This window comes from Paenarthrobacter sp. UW852 (assembly GCF_024608385.1).
In the GTDB taxonomy this organism is placed as follows: domain Bacteria; phylum Actinomycetota; class Actinomycetes; order Actinomycetales; family Micrococcaceae; genus Arthrobacter.
This window is the reverse complement of sequence record NZ_JAMSGY010000008.1, coordinates 149,039-165,170: the sequence shown is the minus strand read 5'-3', so window position 1 is coordinate 165,170 and position 16,132 is coordinate 149,039. Positions and strand designations below refer to the sequence as shown.

The 16,132-nt window shown below is 63.5% G+C and carries 12 protein-coding genes; 8 read left to right on the top strand and 4 right to left on the bottom strand.

Translation table 11 applies throughout. The features are described 5' to 3' along the window. Positions 1 to 21 precede the first annotated feature (21 nt). Entirely contained in the window at positions 22 to 1,512 is a 1,491-nt protein-coding gene (locus NEK97_RS15210; RefSeq protein ID WP_374111538.1) for an amino acid permease, read from the bottom strand. Positions 1,513 to 1,853: 341 nt separating this feature from the next. Between NEK97_RS15210 and NEK97_RS15205 the strand changes: the two genes are divergently transcribed. From NEK97_RS15205 to NEK97_RS15180, 6 genes are all read left to right on the top strand, one after another. Then, positions 1,854 to 3,470 carry a CdaR family transcriptional regulator gene (locus tag NEK97_RS15205; protein ID WP_257370638.1) on the top strand — a complete coding sequence of 539 codons (1,617 nt, stop codon included), beginning with the start codon at positions 1,854 to 1,856 and terminating at the stop codon, positions 3,468 to 3,470. 4 nt (positions 3,471 to 3,474) lie between these two features. Continuing rightward, positions 3,475 to 4,386 carry a glutaminase gene (locus tag NEK97_RS15200; RefSeq protein WP_257370637.1) on the top strand — a complete coding sequence of 304 codons (912 nt, stop codon included), beginning with the start codon at positions 3,475 to 3,477 and terminating at the stop codon, positions 4,384 to 4,386. Positions 4,387 to 4,401: 15 nt separating this feature from the next. Further along, complete coding sequence (locus tag NEK97_RS15195; protein ID WP_257370636.1) at positions 4,402 to 5,220, top strand: DNA alkylation repair protein; 819 nt, start codon at positions 4,402 to 4,404, stop codon at positions 5,218 to 5,220. Between the two features lie 90 nt (positions 5,221 to 5,310). Beyond that, positions 5,311 to 6,588, top strand: coding sequence for a uroporphyrinogen-III C-methyltransferase (gene cobA / locus NEK97_RS15190; protein WP_257370635.1), 1,278 nt, complete (start codon positions 5,311 to 5,313; stop codon positions 6,586 to 6,588). A gap of 20 nt (positions 6,589 to 6,608) precedes the next feature. Further along, entirely contained in the window at positions 6,609 to 8,075 is a 1,467-nt protein-coding gene (locus tag NEK97_RS15185) for an FAD-dependent oxidoreductase (protein ID WP_257370634.1), read from the top strand. Between the two features lie 80 nt (positions 8,076 to 8,155). After that, positions 8,156 to 9,520 carry a rhodanese-like domain-containing protein gene (locus NEK97_RS15180; protein WP_257370633.1) on the top strand — a complete coding sequence of 455 codons (1,365 nt, stop codon included), beginning with the start codon at positions 8,156 to 8,158 and terminating at the stop codon, positions 9,518 to 9,520. Between the two features lie 3 nt (positions 9,521 to 9,523). Here the strand turns inward: NEK97_RS15180 and NEK97_RS15175 are convergent, their stop codons facing one another. The 3 genes from NEK97_RS15175 to NEK97_RS15165 all read right to left on the bottom strand — a co-directional run bounded on the left by NEK97_RS15175 (position 9,524) and on the right by NEK97_RS15165 (position 13,009). Beyond that, on the bottom strand, positions 9,524 to 10,204 hold the full coding sequence (locus NEK97_RS15175; protein ID WP_257370632.1) for a FadR/GntR family transcriptional regulator: 681 nt from the start codon (positions 10,202 to 10,204) through the stop codon (positions 9,524 to 9,526). Then, positions 10,201 to 11,499, bottom strand: a complete 1,299-nt coding sequence (locus NEK97_RS15170; RefSeq protein WP_257370631.1) for an MFS transporter — start codon at positions 11,497 to 11,499, stop codon at positions 10,201 to 10,203. Before NEK97_RS15170 ends, NEK97_RS15175 begins: the two co-directional genes overlap by 4 nt. Positions 11,500 to 11,566: 67 nt before the next feature. Next, positions 11,567 to 13,009, bottom strand: coding sequence for a PucR family transcriptional regulator (locus NEK97_RS15165; protein ID WP_257370630.1), 1,443 nt, complete (start codon positions 13,007 to 13,009; stop codon positions 11,567 to 11,569). Positions 13,010 to 13,152: 143 nt separating this feature from the next. Between NEK97_RS15165 and NEK97_RS15160 the strand changes: the two genes are divergently transcribed. Together NEK97_RS15160 and gabT are read left to right on the top strand one after the other, a co-directional pair. Then, on the top strand, positions 13,153 to 14,583 hold the full coding sequence (locus NEK97_RS15160) for a gamma-aminobutyraldehyde dehydrogenase (protein ID WP_257370629.1): 1,431 nt from the start codon (positions 13,153 to 13,155) through the stop codon (positions 14,581 to 14,583). A gap of 56 nt (positions 14,584 to 14,639) precedes the next feature. Further along, positions 14,640 to 15,995 (top strand): 4-aminobutyrate--2-oxoglutarate transaminase, encoded by a 1,356-nt coding sequence (gene gabT, locus NEK97_RS15155; protein WP_257370628.1) that lies wholly within the window; start codon positions 14,640 to 14,642, stop codon positions 15,993 to 15,995. The last annotated feature ends 137 nt before the right edge of the window (positions 15,996 to 16,132 follow it).

The following is a 16,132-nucleotide window of genomic DNA, read 5'->3' as shown; positions in this document are numbered from 1 at the left end:
CACTTTCGAACTGGGAAGGGTCTAAGACGTCAGCGCTGTGCGGATGCGGCCGCGATACGCATACCAGCCCGCGATCAGGAGCGGCACCAGCACCAGCAATGACGCGAGAACCCAGCGGCCCGTTTCCGAGAAGCCCATGGTTACGACCACAAAGGCGAGGAACCCAAGCGTGAGGTAGGAGGTAAAGGGTGCTCCGAACAGCCGGAAGGCCGGGCGGACCACCTTGCCGCTGCGGACCCACCGCTGGAGCTTGATGTGGCAGAGCATGATGGTGGCCCAGCCGCCGATGATGCCCACCGCCGAGATTTCCAGCACGATCTCAAAGACCTGCGAGGGGACAACGGCGTTCAATCCAACGCCCACCAGGGTGATGACCGCTGTCAGGAGGATGCCACCGTAGGGCACTCCGGACGCGCTGATCCGTCCGGTGAATTGCGGAGCCGAGCCATTCACAGCCATGGACCGGAGGATGCGGCCAGTGGAATAGAGGCCGGCGTTGAGGCTGGAGAGCGCGGCGGTGAGGACCACGAAGTTCATCACGGAGGCGGAGATGGCTCCGGCCTGCGGATCGCCGAGGTGCGAGAAGAAGGTGACAAAGGGGGACTCGCCGGCCTTGTAGGACGTGAAGGGAAGCAGGAGCGAGAGCAGCAGGACGGAGCCCACGTAGAACACCCCGATGCGGATTACTACGGTGTTCACGGCCTTGGGCATCACCTTGTGGGGTTCGGCGGTTTCTCCGGCTGCAGTGCCCACCAGCTCCACAGCAGCGTAGGCGAACACCACGCCGCTGATGGCCAAGAGCGGCGCCACGGCGCCCATGGGAAACATGCCACCGTTGTCGGCGATGACGTTGAAGCCCGGAACGCCAACGTCCGTCCGGCCGCCGAAAACAATGAAGCAGATGCCCACCACGAGGAACGCGACCAGGGCGCCCACCTTGATCATGGCGAACCAGAACTCCATCTCGCCGAAGATCTTCACGGACACCAGGTTCAAGGAGAGCACCACTACCAGAGCGATCAACGCGATCAACCACTGCGGGATGTCATTGATGGGCGCCCAATATTGGCCCCAGAACTTCACGTAGAGGGCAACGGCGGTGACGTCCACAATGGAGGTCATGGCCCAGTTCAGGAAGTAGAGCCAGCCCGCCGCGTAGGCCATCTTTTCGCCGTAGAACTCCCGGGCGTAGGAAACGAATGAGCCGGACGTGGGGCGGTACAGCACCAGTTCGCCCAGCGCCCGGAGGATCAGGAATGCGAAGAATCCGCAGACGGCATAAACGAGCACCAGCGCGGGCCCGGACCCGTTGAGCCGGCCTCCGGCGCCCATGAAGAGCCCGGTTCCGATCGCACCGCCAATGGCGATCATCTGAATTTGCCGGGGCTTGAGGGTTTTGCGGTAGCCGCTTTCCTCCGGGGCTACAGCGTTCGACGACGGCGCCGCGGCTATGTCTTTCGGGGAATCTTTGGGGGCGGAAAGGGTGTGTGTGGACGCAGGGGTGGGTATCACTTCGGGGGTCTCCTTTGACTCCGTTGCCACCTTAGGTGGCTCAATACTCCAAAACGTGGGGGTGGCCTGCCGGCTTGATGTATCTGAATTTGGCCCAGATGCAGACAGGCTTTGTGGTGTTTGGGACAGTCACCAACTCTAGGTCGCCGCCGTCGCCGACAAATTGGCTGGCGAACCAAATTCCAGGGCCGGCTCTTGTGCCGGGCGGACAACACTGGTGTTCTGAAGGGCCGGTAATGTTTCTCGCTGTGCGTGCCTGCGTACAGGTACCGGCTGCGCCCCTCAATGGCGAGGAAGCGTCTTGCCGAAGACACTGATGAGGAAAGGAAGCGATAGCTTCGTTGAACGCTTTGGACATTGACGACGACGGTGTCGTCACCTTATTGAGCGACGTCCTGGAAGACCTTGGCGTCGACAACGCCCGGTTGGTGCTGGCCCCTGCAAGTGACAACAGAACTGTCAGTGAAACAGTCATTGTCGACGCTGAAGACGACGATGAGATCCGCCCCCGGGTGCTGGTCATGCTGATTGGTGTCCGTGGACGTGCCGCCCTCCCCGCACTTCGTCGCATCATTGCCGGCCGCCCCACCGCGATAGCAGTCAAGGGCAGTGAGCGCGAGCTGGAGGCCGCTGCTGAGTTGCTCCAGGCAACGGGTATTGGCCTGGTGGCCGTGGCTCCCGGACTCCGCTGGGACAAATTCGAAAGCATCGCACTGGACCGGATCCGCGAAAACGATGTGCCGGGGGAATCCCCAAACGCCGTCCACCGGGACCTGTTTGCGATCGCGCAAACTACAGCCACGCTGACCAACGGCCACGTGGTGATCGAAGATCCGGGCAACAGGGTGCTTGCCTACTCGCCTGCGTCCAATGACGTTGATGAGCTTCGAAGGCTGTCCATCCTGGCGCGGCGTGGCCCTGAGAAATACCAGAAACTCTTGAAGGAATCAGGAGTTTACAAGCATCTGCAAGCCACTGAAGCACCCGTTCATGTGGAGGCCAACCTGGAGGCCGGGCTTCGGGAACGCGTCGCAATCGGCATTCACGCCGGCAGCCGGGTCATGGGATACATCTGGTTGCAGGAAGGCGCAGAACCCCTGGCGGAAAACACTGACCGCATCATGGTGGGCGCCGCCCGGCACGCAGCCATTGAGCTGGTACGGCACCGCAACGAGCAGTCGCAATCGATGCGGGAGGACCGGGTATCCAGCCTGCTCAGCGGCACGGCACAAGTTCATTCCCAAGCCCAAGCTGCTGGAATCGATCCTTCCAAACCAGCGGCTTTGGTTCTGATTTCTGCAGGGGGCCTCAGCCAAAGCGCAGCCGGTCTCCAGCTGCGCAGGGGCGAACTCTCCAAAGTGGCCTCGATTCATGCCGCGGCTTACCGGCCAGGCGCGGTGGTGGGTGCGCTTGGCATGGAGACCGCCATCATTCTCCCGGACCTGGACCCGCAGAAATCGCTGCCCGCCATCAATCGGCTGGTCAACACGATTGTCCGTGATGCCACCACCCACCTCCACTTCCAAGTGCAGGCAGCAGTAGGCCCCATCGTTCCACGCCTGGACGCACTGCAAGCCACTCTTGACCATGTGCGCAGCGTCCTGAAAGTCATGGAATCAACCCCCGATGTTCGCGTTGCCTCGTACAGCGACGTTGAGACCACCGTCCTGACCCGGGAACTGCTGGAACTGTTGGAATCACGGACCGGTTTGCGTCATGCGGGTATCACCCGGCTTTGCAGCCGCTATCCGGAATTCGCGCTGACCCTCCTGACCTACCTGGAGTTCTTCGGTGACGTGAACCGGTGCGCCGAGGAAATGGCTGTCCACCGAAACACTGTTCATTACAGGCTTCGCCGTGCCTGCGAAGTGGCTGGCCTGGACCTGCAATCCGCGGATGAACGCCTGCTGGCACACCTTCAGATCAGGCTCTGGACCTATGCAGGGACCAAAGGCTAGAACTGTGGACATTCAAAACCTCCTCGACGACATCGTCGGAGCAGTTCAACCGCATATCGGCCAAGGAAATGTGGCTGACTACATTCCGCAACTCGGTGCTGTTGACCCGTATCAATTCGGGATCTCGGTAGTTACCCGCGACGGTGAAGTCTTCTCGGCGGGTGATGCGCACGTGGAGTTCTCCATTCAAAGCATCTCCAAGGTGTTCGCTCTCGCCCTTGTGCTGGCTTCCGACGGCGACCACATCTGGAAGAGGGTCTTCCGCGAACCATCGGGCAATCCGTTCAACTCGTTGGTTCAGCTGGAGAGCGAGGAAGGCATTCCCCGCAACCCCTTCATCAACGCCGGTGCGATTGTGGTGACGGACCGGCTCCTGAGCCTGACCGGCAACGCAGCGCACGCCGTGCGGGACCTGATGCGGCAGGAAACCACCAAGGAAAGCATCGACACCGATCAGCGTGTTGCCGGCTCGGAACTGGCCAATAGCCACCGCAACGCTTCCTTGGCGCACTTCCTTGCGAGCTGCGGAAACCTGGAGAATCCTGTCGAGGATGTCCTGGACTCCTACGCAAAGCAATGCGCGCTCGCCATGACCTGCGAGGACTTGGCGCTCGCCACCCGTTTCCTTGCCTCGAATGGTCTGGGCGTGGACGGAAACCTGCTGCTGTCTCCAGCCCAGACCAAGCGCATCAATGCCGTCATGCTGACCTGCGGAACCTACGACGCCGCGGGCGAGTTCGCTTACCGGGTGGGTCTGCCGGGCAAGAGCGGGGTGGGCGGTGGAATCGTTGCCGTGGTTCCCAACAAGTGCTCCATCAGCGTGTGGAGTCCGGGCCTGGGAAGGTCCGGGAATTCGGTTGCGGGAGTAGCGGCACTGGACGAATTCACCACCCGCACTGGCTGGTCGGTCTTTTAGGCGCATGATGGAGTCATGACCCCCAAAGACGGTAAGGCTCCCAAGGACGGTAAGGCGCCCAAAGACGGAAAGGCCCGCAAGCCTGCCGCGCCCGCGCCGGGAACGCAGCCCACCGCCGTCGCATTTTTGCAGCGCCTGAAAATCCGTCAGTCGGACGTGGAGCAAGCTAAATACCAGCGGTACTTCAAGACCGGCAAGGGCGACTATGCCGAGGGTGACTTCTTCATGGGCGTGCGCATGGGTGAGGTTTTCACGTTGAGCAAAGAGTTCGCAGCCATGTCAATGGAGGACATCGAGCAGCTTCTGGAGCAGGACATCCACGAGGCCCGCGCAGGAGCCGTGAAGATCATGTCGCTCCAAGCCCAGAAAAAGAAGACCACCGAAGAGCGTCGCCAACGCCTCTACGAGCTCTACTTGCGGAAGCATGACCGGATCAATAACTGGGACTTGGTGGATCTTGGGGCAGGACGCGTGGTGGGTGGCTGGCTGATGGACAAGCCTCGTGACCCGCTGTACCAACTGGCTCGCTCGGAGAACATGTGGGAGCGCAGGACAGCAATCGTAGCGACGTCCGCGTTCATCCGCGAAGGCCAGCTGGATGACACGTTCGCCATCGCCGAGGTCCTGCTTCACGACCCGGAGGACCTGATCCAGAAAGCCGTGGGCGGGTGGATTCGTGACGCAGGCCGGAGCAGCCGCGAGCGTCTTCTGGCTTTCCTCGACGAGCACGCCGCCACCATGCCGCGGACCACGCTTCGTTACGCGATCGAGCACCTCGGCAAGGAGCAGCGGGCCCACTACCTGACGCTGAAAGACAGGGTTTCCCCGAACTAGGCCGGTAGATATGTGACGCCGGATTACCCAGCGTTACCGGGTGTTTCCGAGCCTTTGAAGCATATTACGAGCCCGCCCTACAGTTTTTTCATGGCAATACAGGACATTTACCCCACCGCGCTGCGGCTGCTCGGGCGCCCGGTGCTGGTGGTGGGCGGCGGACCCGTGGCTGAGCGCAGAGCCAAGGGACTGCTCGACGCCGGTGCGAAAGTCACCGTCGTCGGCCCCGTTGCCACCGAAAACCTTCACGGCCTGGCCGCTTCAGGGCTGCTCACCTTGGAGCAGCGCGAGTACGTAACGTCAGACCTCGACGGCGTCTGGTTCGTCCAGACGGCCACTGGCACTTCCGCTGTGGACACCCAAGTAGCGTCCGACGCCGAAGCGCAGCGCATCTGGTGCGTCAACGCCTCCGACCACGAAGCCTCAGCAGCATGGACCCCCGCCGTAGCCGTGGTGGACGACGTCAAGATCGCCATCAACGCCGGGGGAGATCCGCGCCGCGCCATGGCTCTTCGAAATGCCGTTGCCACTGCCCTGGAAACAGGTGACCTTCCGCTGCGCCGCCACCGCAAACCGGACGCCTCCGGCACGGCTCCAGTTGGCTCCGTCGCCTTGGTGGGCGGCGGTCCCGGCGACTCCGGCCTCATCACAGTCCGCGGTCGGCGCCTCCTGGGCCAAGCAGATGTCGTGGTTGCCGACCGTCTCGGCCCGCGCGAGCTGCTGAAAGAACTGGCTCCGGATGTCCGTGTGATTGAAGTTGGCAAGACGCCCGGCCACCATCCCGTCCCGCAGCTTGAGATCAACCGGATCCTCGTTGAGGAAGCCCTTAAGGGCAACCGCGTGGTCCGTCTTAAAGGCGGCGATCCCTATGTCCTGGGCCGCGGTGGTGAGGAAGCAGAATTCTGCCGGCAGAACGGCGTCGAGGTTGAAGTGGTGTCCGGCGTGACGTCGGCCATCTCGGTCCCGGCCGCAGCGGGCATTCCTGTCACGCACCGCGGACTGGCCAAGGGCTTCAGCGTGGTGACCGGCCATGAAGAGCTGTCCGAAGTCCCCGCACGCCCGGACCACACTGTGGTGTTGCTCATGGGAGTGGCTCAATTGCGCGATTCCGCGGCTGCCCTGGCAGGCTCGGGTCTGCCTTTGGACACACCAGTAGGTATCGTAGAGAACGGGTATTTGCCGGATCAGCGCGTCACCATCGGCACCTTGGGTACCATCGCGGACCAGGCGGAAGCCGTTGGCGTGGCCAGCCCGGCAGTCATCGTGATCGGCGATGTCGTCCGTGTCAGCCCCTTTGCACCGCAGCATTTCAAGACCGCTGACTACAGCACCATCACCCCCAACCGTCCCCGCGTCCGCAGTAACTGAGAAAAAGAAGGAACACAGCCGTGTCAATTAGCACCCCCGTAGGTTCTGCGGACCGTCCGCTTCGCGTCGCCGTCATCGGTTCCGGCCCGGCCGGCGTGTACGCAGCGGACATCCTGACCAAGAGCGAAGCTGTCAAGAGCGGCGAACTCACCGTCAGCATCGACCTCTTTGACCGCTACCCGGCACCGTACGGCCTGATCCGCTACGGCGTTGCACCGGACCACCCCCGCATCAAGGGCATCGTCAACGCTTTGCACAAGGTGCTTGACCGCGGCGACATCCGTTTCTTCGGCAACGTGGACTACGGCACGGACATCTCCATCGAGGACCTCCGCAAGCACTACGACGCCATCATCTTCGCCACCGGCGCCATCAAGGACGCCGACCTGAACATTCCGGGCATCGAACTCCAGGGCTCCTTCGGCGGGGCCGACTTCGTGTCCTGGTTCGACGGACACCCGGACGTTCCCCGGGAATGGCCGCTGGAAGCCAAGGAAATCGCCGTCCTGGGCAACGGCAACGTGGCCTTGGACGTAGCCCGTGTCCTGTCCAAGCACGCCGACGACCTGCTGGTCACCGAAATCCCGGACAACGTCTACGCCGGCCTGAAGGCCTCCCCCGTCACCGACGTGCACGTCTTCGGCCGCCGCGGTCCTGCACAGGTGAAGTTCACCCCTCTGGAACTGCGCGAACTCTCGCACTCCAAGGACGTGGACATCATCCTCTACGCCGAGGACTTCGAATTCGACGAAGAATCCGACCGCCAGATCCAGAGCAACAACCAGATCAAGACCATGGTTGGCACACTCACCAACTGGATCGCCGAGCAGCCCGAGGATCTTTCCGAGCTCACGGCGTCCCGTCGCCTGCACCTGCACTTCCTGCACAGCCCGGTTGAGATTGTTGACTCCACCGAAACTCCGGGCAAGGTTGCCGGTATTAAGTTCGAGCGCACCGAGCTGGACGGCACGGGTAACGCCCGCGGCACCGGCGAGTTCATCGACTACCCCGTCCAGGCCGTCTACCGTGCCATCGGCTACTTCGGTTCGGCCCTGCCGGACGTCGAGTTCGACCACAAGAAGGGCGTGATTACGAACGACGGCGGTCGTGTCCTGGATGCCGACGGCCAGCACGTCCCTGGCCTTTACGCTACGGGTTGGATCAAGCGCGGTCCGGTTGGCCTCATCGGCCACACCAAGGGCGATGCCCTGGAAACCGTGACCTACTTGCTGGAGGACCGCGAAAACCTGCCGGTCGCCGAGGTTCCTGCGGCAGACGCCGTCGTGGATCTGCTCGACGCCCGCGGCGTGAAGTTCACCAGCTGGGAAGGCTGGCTTGCGCTCGACGCGCACGAGCTAGCCCTCGGCGCCGCGGCTACCGAAGCCGGCGGTTCGCACGGTGTTGAGGTCAAGCGTGAGCGCATCAAGGTTGTGCCGCGCGAGGACATGGTCAACATCTCCCGCGACGGCGTAACGGCCGAAGTTTAACTACAACGCGGGGTCACTTAGTGCCGGTCCGGGGCTTCCGGATGGGCCCTAAGTGACCCCGCGTTGTTTTATGGTGGGGTATGGACGTCGTGGTCATCGAGACACCCCAGCTGGGGGACCGGAGCTACCTGGTGCATGATGGCACCGTGGCGTTGGTGATCGACCCCCAACGGGACATTGACCGGGTGGAGGCCGCCGCCACAGCTGCGGGCGTGCGGATCACGCATGTGGCCGAAACACACCTCCACAATGACTACGTCACCGGCGGTTTGGTACTGGCTTTGAAACACGGCGCTGACTACCTGGTAAACGCCGAGGACCACGTCTCTTTCGCCCGAGTCCCTGTCAGCGACGGCCAGGTTCTGCGCATCGGCCGGTTGTTGGTGCGGGTTGTGGCGACCCCGGGACACACCCACACGCACCTTTCGTACGTGGTGCGGGATGAAACGCACGACGGCGGCACGGAGGCCGTTTTTTCCGGCGGCAGCCTGCTCTACGGTTCAGTTGGACGGACGGACCTGGTCTCGCCCCACGACACCGCTGCGTTGACGCATGAGCAGTACGCATCGGTCCGGCGGCTGGCCTCCCAAGCCAGCCCCGACGCGGCGTTGTACCCGACACACGGCTTCGGCTCGTTTTGTTCGATAGGGCCCGCCAGCCACCAGGAAGCGTCCACCATCTCCGAGCAAGCAGCTTCCAACCACGCGCTGACGGACGCCAATGAGGACCACTTCGTTGCAGAGCTGTTGGCGAACATCACGGCCTACCCGTCCTATTACGCCCACATGAGCCCACTCAATGCTGCCGGGGTAGGGCCTGCGTCATTGGATGTACCCGAGTCGGTGGATGCCGAAGAGCTTGGGCGGCGCCTCAAGGCAGGGGAGTGGGTAGTAGACCTCAGGCATCGGGTGGCCTTCGCGGACAACCATCTTCAGGGCAGTTTGAGCTTCGAATACGGTCGCGGGGACAACTTCACCAGCTACATCGGCTGGGTGATCCCGTGGAACCAGCCGCTCACTTTACTGGGGCCGGGGGACGAGGTGGAACAGGCGATCCGTGATCTGGCGAGGATCGGCATCGAAAGTCCGGATGCCGCCGTCGGGCCTGAACCGGGCGCTTTGGCGCCTGACTCTCAGCGAACCTCCTACCCCCACGGTAACTGGAGCCTCCTGGCCAAAGAACGGGCACCCCACGATGTCGTATTGGACGTTCGAAGGCCGGAGGAATTCGAAGCATCGCACGTGGGTGGAGCGCTTAACGTGCCCGTGTATGAGCTGCCCGGGAGGATCCCAGAGCTGCCGGTGGCGAGGACCTGGGTGCATTGCGCCACGGGTTACCGCGCAAGTATTGCGGCCAGCCTATTGGACCGGGCGGGCCGGAACGTGGTGCTCATTGATGCCAGGTTCAAGGACGCAGCCGGCGCGGGGATCGAAACAGTGCCGTAAGACTTACGGCTGGGCCTGGTCAGCGCAGAAGTCCAGGTTCCGGTACACACTGCTGACCGCAGCATCGGGATCATGGGCTTCCAGCGCATCCACCAACTCGTCATGCCCTTCGCGGGGAATGCCATTGAAGCCGCCCTTGCGCTGCTGGCGGAGGAGGTCGTTGTGGAAGACACCGCCGAACGAGACGTACAACTGGTGAAGCAGGGGGTTCCCGGAGGCCACGGCCACACGTTCGTGGAATTCCCAGTCGGCCGAGGCCCACGAGGGGTAGTCCTCGGCGAGCCACGCATCATGACGAAGGGCGAGGAGGCGGCGCATCTCTGCGATGTCCTCTGGTGTGGCATGCTTCGTGGCCAAACGGGCTGCCTGCGTGTCCAGGCCGAGCCGGACCTCCACAATGTGCTCTTGCGTGTGCTCCAAATACATCCGCTGGGCGGCGCCGGACATCTCGCTGTTCGCCCGGACGTACGTGCCGTCGCCGCGACGGACCTCAAGCATGCCCGAGTGTGCCAGCGCCTTAATGGCTTCCCGCAGTGTTCCGCGGGAAACACCAAGAGTCGCCATCAGTTCGGGCTCCGCAGGAATGCGTTCCTGCAGCGGCCACTCTCCGGACTTGATCATGTCCCGCAGCTTGGCCGTGATTTCCTCGGCCAAGGCTGGGCGATGCGAAGGGGTCAGGGTCATGCTGTCCTCGGTCCGGTCTTGGTGGCAGTGCGCTTGCTGGTGAGCATATGGCAGGTAACCATGAGTGCCACCGCCACGATCGACAGCAGGCTCAGGGGCAGCACCCAGCCGCCCGTGGCGCTGTGGAGGAGTCCCATGCCAAAGGGGCCAACTGCCGCAATCAAGTATCCCAGCGATTGGGCGATGGTGGAGAGGGCGGTGGTTTCCGCCGTCGAACGTCCGCTGCGGCTGATGATCACCAGGACCAACGGGAAGATGCCCAAGCCGAAACCGAACAGCACAGCCGGCACGACTGCCAAGGATGTGGGCAACCAGATCATGGCGGCGATGGCCAACAGCGTGGAGCTGCTGGCGAGGTACAGCGCCGGGCGCAGCATGCCCGGCCGGGAGCCGAACGCGAGCAGGATCATGCCAGCAGCGACGGAGACGAGCTGCATGACCCCGAACTGCAGACCGCTTTCGGAAGCGCTGAGGCCCTGCGAGGTCAGGATGTAGGCGAACCAGCTCATCACGGCGTAAGCCAGGAAGGCCTGGAACGTGAAGATCGCGGTGATCAGGATGCCGAGGCGGGTGCGCAGGAGCGGCCACATGGAGACGCGGGCGCGCTCGGTCCTGGTGCTGTTGCGGTGCGTGTGCAGGACCATGGGCAGGAAGCCCAGGAGGGCGGCAACGCCCAGCAGGCCCCAAGCGGCCAGGCCCATCGAGGGAGAGCCGAGCTGTTGGGACAGGGGGACGCTGACCGCTGCGGCGAAGGTGGCCCCGCCTGACATGGTGAAGGTGTAGAGGCCGGTCATCATGGAGGTGCGCTCGGAGTAGTGCTCCCGGATGAACGACGGCATGGCCACGTTGCAGACGGCCAGGCCGGACATTGCCAGCACCGTTCCACCCAGCAGGGCCCCGGTCGCGGGAATACCCCGCACCAGCAAGCCAGCGGCGAGCAATGCCAATGCGATGGCGATGGCCTTCTCGACTCCTACGCGGCGCGTCAGCCATGAAGTTCCCATTCCGGCGACAGCGAAGCAGAGCAACGGGATGGACGGCAGGATGGACGCCACCAGTGCGCCGTACCCCAGGACCTGCTGGAGATCGTGGAACAAGGCGGCGGCGCTGGTAATACCGGCGCGAAGGTTCAGGCCGATGAGCACCACGGCGATAATGCCGACGACGGCGACGACGCGCGTCTTTGGAACTGCCTGGCTCGCCGAACTCGCCGAAGTCACCGAACTGGCAGTGTCAGCGGGGCAGGTCGTAGGGATGTTTCCTGTCGTGGGAGTCAAAGGGGTCGTCGCAGCCATAACTAAAGGTTAGACGTTTGACGTCTAATGTCCACACTTCTGTGGCGAACCTCTCCGCCCTGGGTGCCTACCTGGGGTTCCGCGAGCCCAGACGCTGGACGGCCAGCGCCAGCCAGAGCTGAACGCGATCCTGCGTCTGGGAAGGGTCGTAGCCCGTGAGCTCGGTGATCTGCGCAAGCCGGTAGCGGACGGTGTTCCGGTGCAGCGTCAGGGCTTCGGCCACGGCTGCCACTGATCCGTTGTGGTTGAGGTAGCTCTCCAACGTGGTCACCAGCTCGGCTCCGTGGGCGGCATCGAACTTCCGGAGGGGAGTCAGCGATTCGCTCGCCATATCGGCAAGGGGCACATCCTCGCTGGCGAGCAACAAGGACGTCAGGCTTAGGCGTTCCGGTTCGTTGACCGGCAAGCCGTGCGCCACGGCGTCGCGCGCTTCAAAGTAGCTCCAACGCAATCCGTTCGGCTTCGTGTAGGCGCCACCGATACCAATCACGGCGTGGATGCCGGCTTCCTGCAGGTGATCGCTGAGGCTCTTGGCCAAGGCGGTGGCCGAACTGCCGTCGTCGCTGATGACCGTGACCAGGTCCTTCCCGACGACGGCGCTGACGCCGGCTTCCAGGGCTTGGGGGAGCGAGATGCTGACCAGTTGTTTGTGGTGCGCCGTGGACTCCGCCACCAGCACCACGTTCTTCCGTGTGCTGTTGATGCCAACCCCGGCCAAGCGGCGGGCAGCTTCAATGGTTTCCAAGGTGCCGTGAATGACGTCATCCAGCACCTGTCCCGCCATGGCCCGCTGCGACTGCCGCTGCTTGACCATGTTGTTGAGCTCCACGCTGATCAGGTTCTGCGCGTAACTCACAATCCCGGAGTCCACGAAGGGCTGTCGCAACCACAGCGTGCAGGCGTCCCTGCGGCCGGTGGGAATAGGGTACGACGCCCAGCCATCCGCCGTCGGCGCCGGCTTCCCAGCCACGCTGTTGTAAAGCTGGGCACTGAACTGGGTGAGCACCACATCGGTGCGGAGCATGCTGCCCAACTGCTTGAGGAGCTCGTTGAGCCCGCCTCCGGTGAGGAGCGAGCGGGCCAGGATCTGGTGCCCGGCCAGGAGGCGTTCGAGGTTGGCATAGTGGTCCGCGGAGTGCGACTCGGCCACGAGTTTACCGATGGCAATGAACGGGATCTCGTAGGGGACCTCCACCAGTGGCAGACCCCAGCGGTTGGCCTCTGCGACCAGAGCCTCCGGGACGGACTCGTGGGTCAGGCCGATGCCGAAACCGATCCCGACGGCACCGGCGCGTTGGGCCTGCCGGACGAAACGCCGTTGGTCCGCGGCGCTCTTGAGGCGCAAGCCCGTGGTGAGGACCAGCTCGCCACCGCTCAGGAAGCGCTGGGGATCCTCGAGCTCCGTTACCGCGACCCAGCTGATGTCCTGGTTAAGCGTGGTCTCTGCGAGGCCAGCCTGGCGGAGTTTGAGGGAGGGGACAGCGACGAGCGAAGCGAGGGACATGGCCATGGATTAAGGGTAACCCGGCGCTGGGCAAGCGCACTAAGGGAGCGGGTCGTCTGTGTGCAGCTGACTATTCCTTGGACCCCCTCCCTGGCATAGGCTCTGATCAGCTCAATCCATGCCCAGACACCGAAAGAGGGTTGCACGCCGTGGTTCAAACCTTGCAGAACTTCATCAATGGCGAATTCGTTACGCCGGCAGGTACGGGTCTCCTGGACATCGTCAATCCTGCCACCGGCGACATCGTTGCCAAGTCGCCCATTTCGGTCCAGGCCGACGTGGACGCCGCCATGACCGCTGCCAATGAAGCGTTCAGGTCGTGGAAGAAGGCCACCCCCGGCCAGCGCCAGCTCATGCTCCTCAAGCTCGCGGACGCAGTAGAGGCGCACAGCGACGAACTGGTCGAAGCTCAGCACCGCAACACCGGACAGGTCCGCTCGCTGATCGCCTCCGAGGAAATCGCGGCAGGCGCAGACCAGCTCCGCTTCTTCGCCGGTGCTGCACGCATCATGGAAGGCAAGTCCGCGGGCGAGTACTTCGAAGGCCACACTTCCTACGTGCGCCGCGAACCCATCGGCGTCGTGGCCCAGGTTGCGCCGTGGAACTACCCGTTCCTGATGGCCATCTGGAAGATCGGCCCCGCACTTGCTGCCGGTAACACGGTGGTCCTCAAGCCTTCCGACACCACGCCGGAATCCACCCTCGTCCTGGCCCGCCTCGCAGGCGAGATCTTCCCTGCCGGCGTCCTCAACGTCGTCCTCGGCACTGGAGAGACCGGCGCCATGATGGTTGACCACAAGGTCCCCGGCCTGGTGTCCATCACCGGTTCCGTCCGCGCCGGCATCGCCGTCGCCAGCGGCGCAGCCAAGGGCCTCAAGCGTGCCCACCTGGAACTTGGCGGCAAGGCCCCGGCCATCGTCTTCAAGGATGCCGACATCAAGAAGAGCGCAGCGGCCATCGCCGAGTTCGCTTTCTTCAACGCCGGCCAGGACTGCACCGCCATCACCCGCGTGCTGATCGAGGACTCGGTCCACGACGACGTTGTGGCAGCGATGGTGGAGCACACCAAGACCCTGCACACCGGCTCGCAGAACGACGAAGACAACTACTTCGGCCCGCTCAACAACGTGAACCACTTCAACGCCGTGACCTCCGTGGTGGAGCACCTCCCGGAGAACTGCAAGATCGAAACCGGTGGCCACCGTGCAGGCGAGAAGGGCTTCTTCTTCGAGCCCACCATCATCTCCGGCGCCAAGCAGAGCGACGACATCGTGCAGAAGGAAACCTTCGGACCGGTCATCACCGTCCAGAAGTTCAGCACTGAAGAAGAAGCGATCGAAATGGCCAATGACGTCGAGTACGCCCTGGCTTCCAGCGTCTGGACCACCGACCACGGAACGGCCATGCGCATGAGCCGCGACCTGGACTTCGGTGCAGTCTGGATCAACACCCACATCCTCCTCACGGCAGAGATGCCGCACGGTGGCTTCAAGCAGTCCGGCTACGGCAAGGACCTCTCCATGTACGGCGTGGAGGACTACACGCGCATTAAGCACGTGATGTCTGCATTGGATGCATGACACACCCGCGTAGCGCGTCCGCCCCACCCGTACGAATTTCCCAGAAAGGCAAACCCATGACCACCACCGCGAACGAGCTCTCGTACCGCATCGAGCAGAAGCGCAACATCAACGGCACTTTCCCCGGCCCCAAGTCGCAGGCACTTGCCGAGCGTCGCGCCGCCGTCGTTGCTGCCGGCGTTGCTTCCGGCGTTCCCGTCTACGTTGAAGACGCCGACGGCGGCATCATCCGCGACGTCGACGGCAACTCCTTCATCGACCTCGGCTCCGGCATCGCCGTGACCAGCGTCGGCGCGTCCGATCCCGCCGTCGTCGCCGCCGTGCAGGAAGCTGCCGCACACTTCACGCACACCTGCTTCATGGTGACCCCGTACGAGGGTTACGTTGCAGTCGCCGAGCAGCTCAACCGCCTGACCCCGGGCGACCACGCCAAGCGCACCGTGCTGTTCAACTCCGGCGCTGAAGCTGTGGAGAACGCCGTCAAGGTTGCACGTCTGGCCACCGGCCGCGACGCCGTCGTAGCTTTCGACCACGCCTACCACGGCCGCACCAACCTGACCATGGCACTGACTGCCAAGGCCATGCCGTACAAGACCAACTTCGGCCCGTTCGCGCCCGAGGTCTACCGCATGCCCATGAGCTACCCGTTCCGTGAAGAGAACCCGGAGATCACCGGTGCCGAGGCCGCCAAGCGTGCCATCACCATGATCGAGAAGCAGATCGGTGGCGACCAGGTTGCCGCGATCATCATCGAGCCCATCCAGGGTGAAGGTGGCTTCATTGTTCCGGCCGAAGGCTTCTTGCCGGCACTGTCCGCATGGGCCAAGGAAAAGGGCATCGTGTTCATCGCTGACGAGGTCCAGTCCGGCTTCTGCCGCACGGGCGAATGGTTCGCCGTTGACCACGAAGGTGTTGTCCCGGACATCATCACCATGGCCAAGGGCATCGCCGGCGGCCTTCCGCTCTCGGCCATCACCGGCCGCGCGGACCTGCTCGACGCCGTTCACCCGGGCGGCCTCGGCGGCACCTACGGTGGCAACCCGGTAGCTTGTGCAGCAGCGCTGGCAGCCATCGACACCATGGAGCAGCACGACCTCAACGGCCGTGCCCGCCACATCGAAGAGCTGGCCCTGGGCAAGCTCCGCGAGCTGGCAGCTGAAGTTTCCGTTGTTGGCGACGTCCGTGGTCGCGGCGCCATGCTGGCCATCGAGCTGGTTCAGGCCGGCTCCAAGGAACCGAACGCCGAGCTCACCAAGGCTGTTGCGGCTGCTTGCCTCCAGGAAGGCGTCGTCATCCTGACCTGCGGCACCTACGGCAACGTCATCCGCCTGCTCCCGCCGCTGGTCATCAGCGACGAGCTGCTCATCGACGGCCTCGAGGTCCTCGCCGCAGCCATCAAGGCCCACGCGTAAGGGCAGTTTTCCAGCGCAAGAGGCGGGCCGGGGTTTTACTTCCCCGGCCCGCCTCTTTTGCGTTTCCACCATGGACCGAGTTCGTGGGAACCGCGCGAGTTCGCTGTCCAGCTCCGGACTGTTTGGCGCTCTTCCCA

What these genes read in the sequence shown, in the direction of transcription:
- NEK97_RS15195 (WP_257370636.1), top strand. Translation starts at nt 4,402, where the DNA reads ATGACCCCCAAAGACGGTAAGGCTCCCAAGGACGGTAAGGCGCCCAAA.
- NEK97_RS15165 (WP_257370630.1), bottom strand. Translation starts at nt 13,009, where the DNA reads ATGGCCATGTCCCTCGCTTCGCTCGTCGCTGTCCCCTCCCTCAAACTC.
- cobA (WP_257370635.1), top strand. Translation starts at nt 5,311, where the DNA reads ATGGCAATACAGGACATTTACCCCACCGCGCTGCGGCTGCTCGGGCGC.
- NEK97_RS15180 (WP_257370633.1), top strand. Translation starts at nt 8,156, where the DNA reads ATGGACGTCGTGGTCATCGAGACACCCCAGCTGGGGGACCGGAGCTAC.
- NEK97_RS15170 (WP_257370631.1), bottom strand. Translation starts at nt 11,499, where the DNA reads ATGGCTGCGACGACCCCTTTGACTCCCACGACAGGAAACATCCCTACG.
- NEK97_RS15175 (WP_257370632.1), bottom strand. Translation starts at nt 10,204, where the DNA reads ATGACCCTGACCCCTTCGCATCGCCCAGCCTTGGCCGAGGAAATCACG.
- gabT (WP_257370628.1), top strand. Translation starts at nt 14,640, where the DNA reads ATGACCACCACCGCGAACGAGCTCTCGTACCGCATCGAGCAGAAGCGC.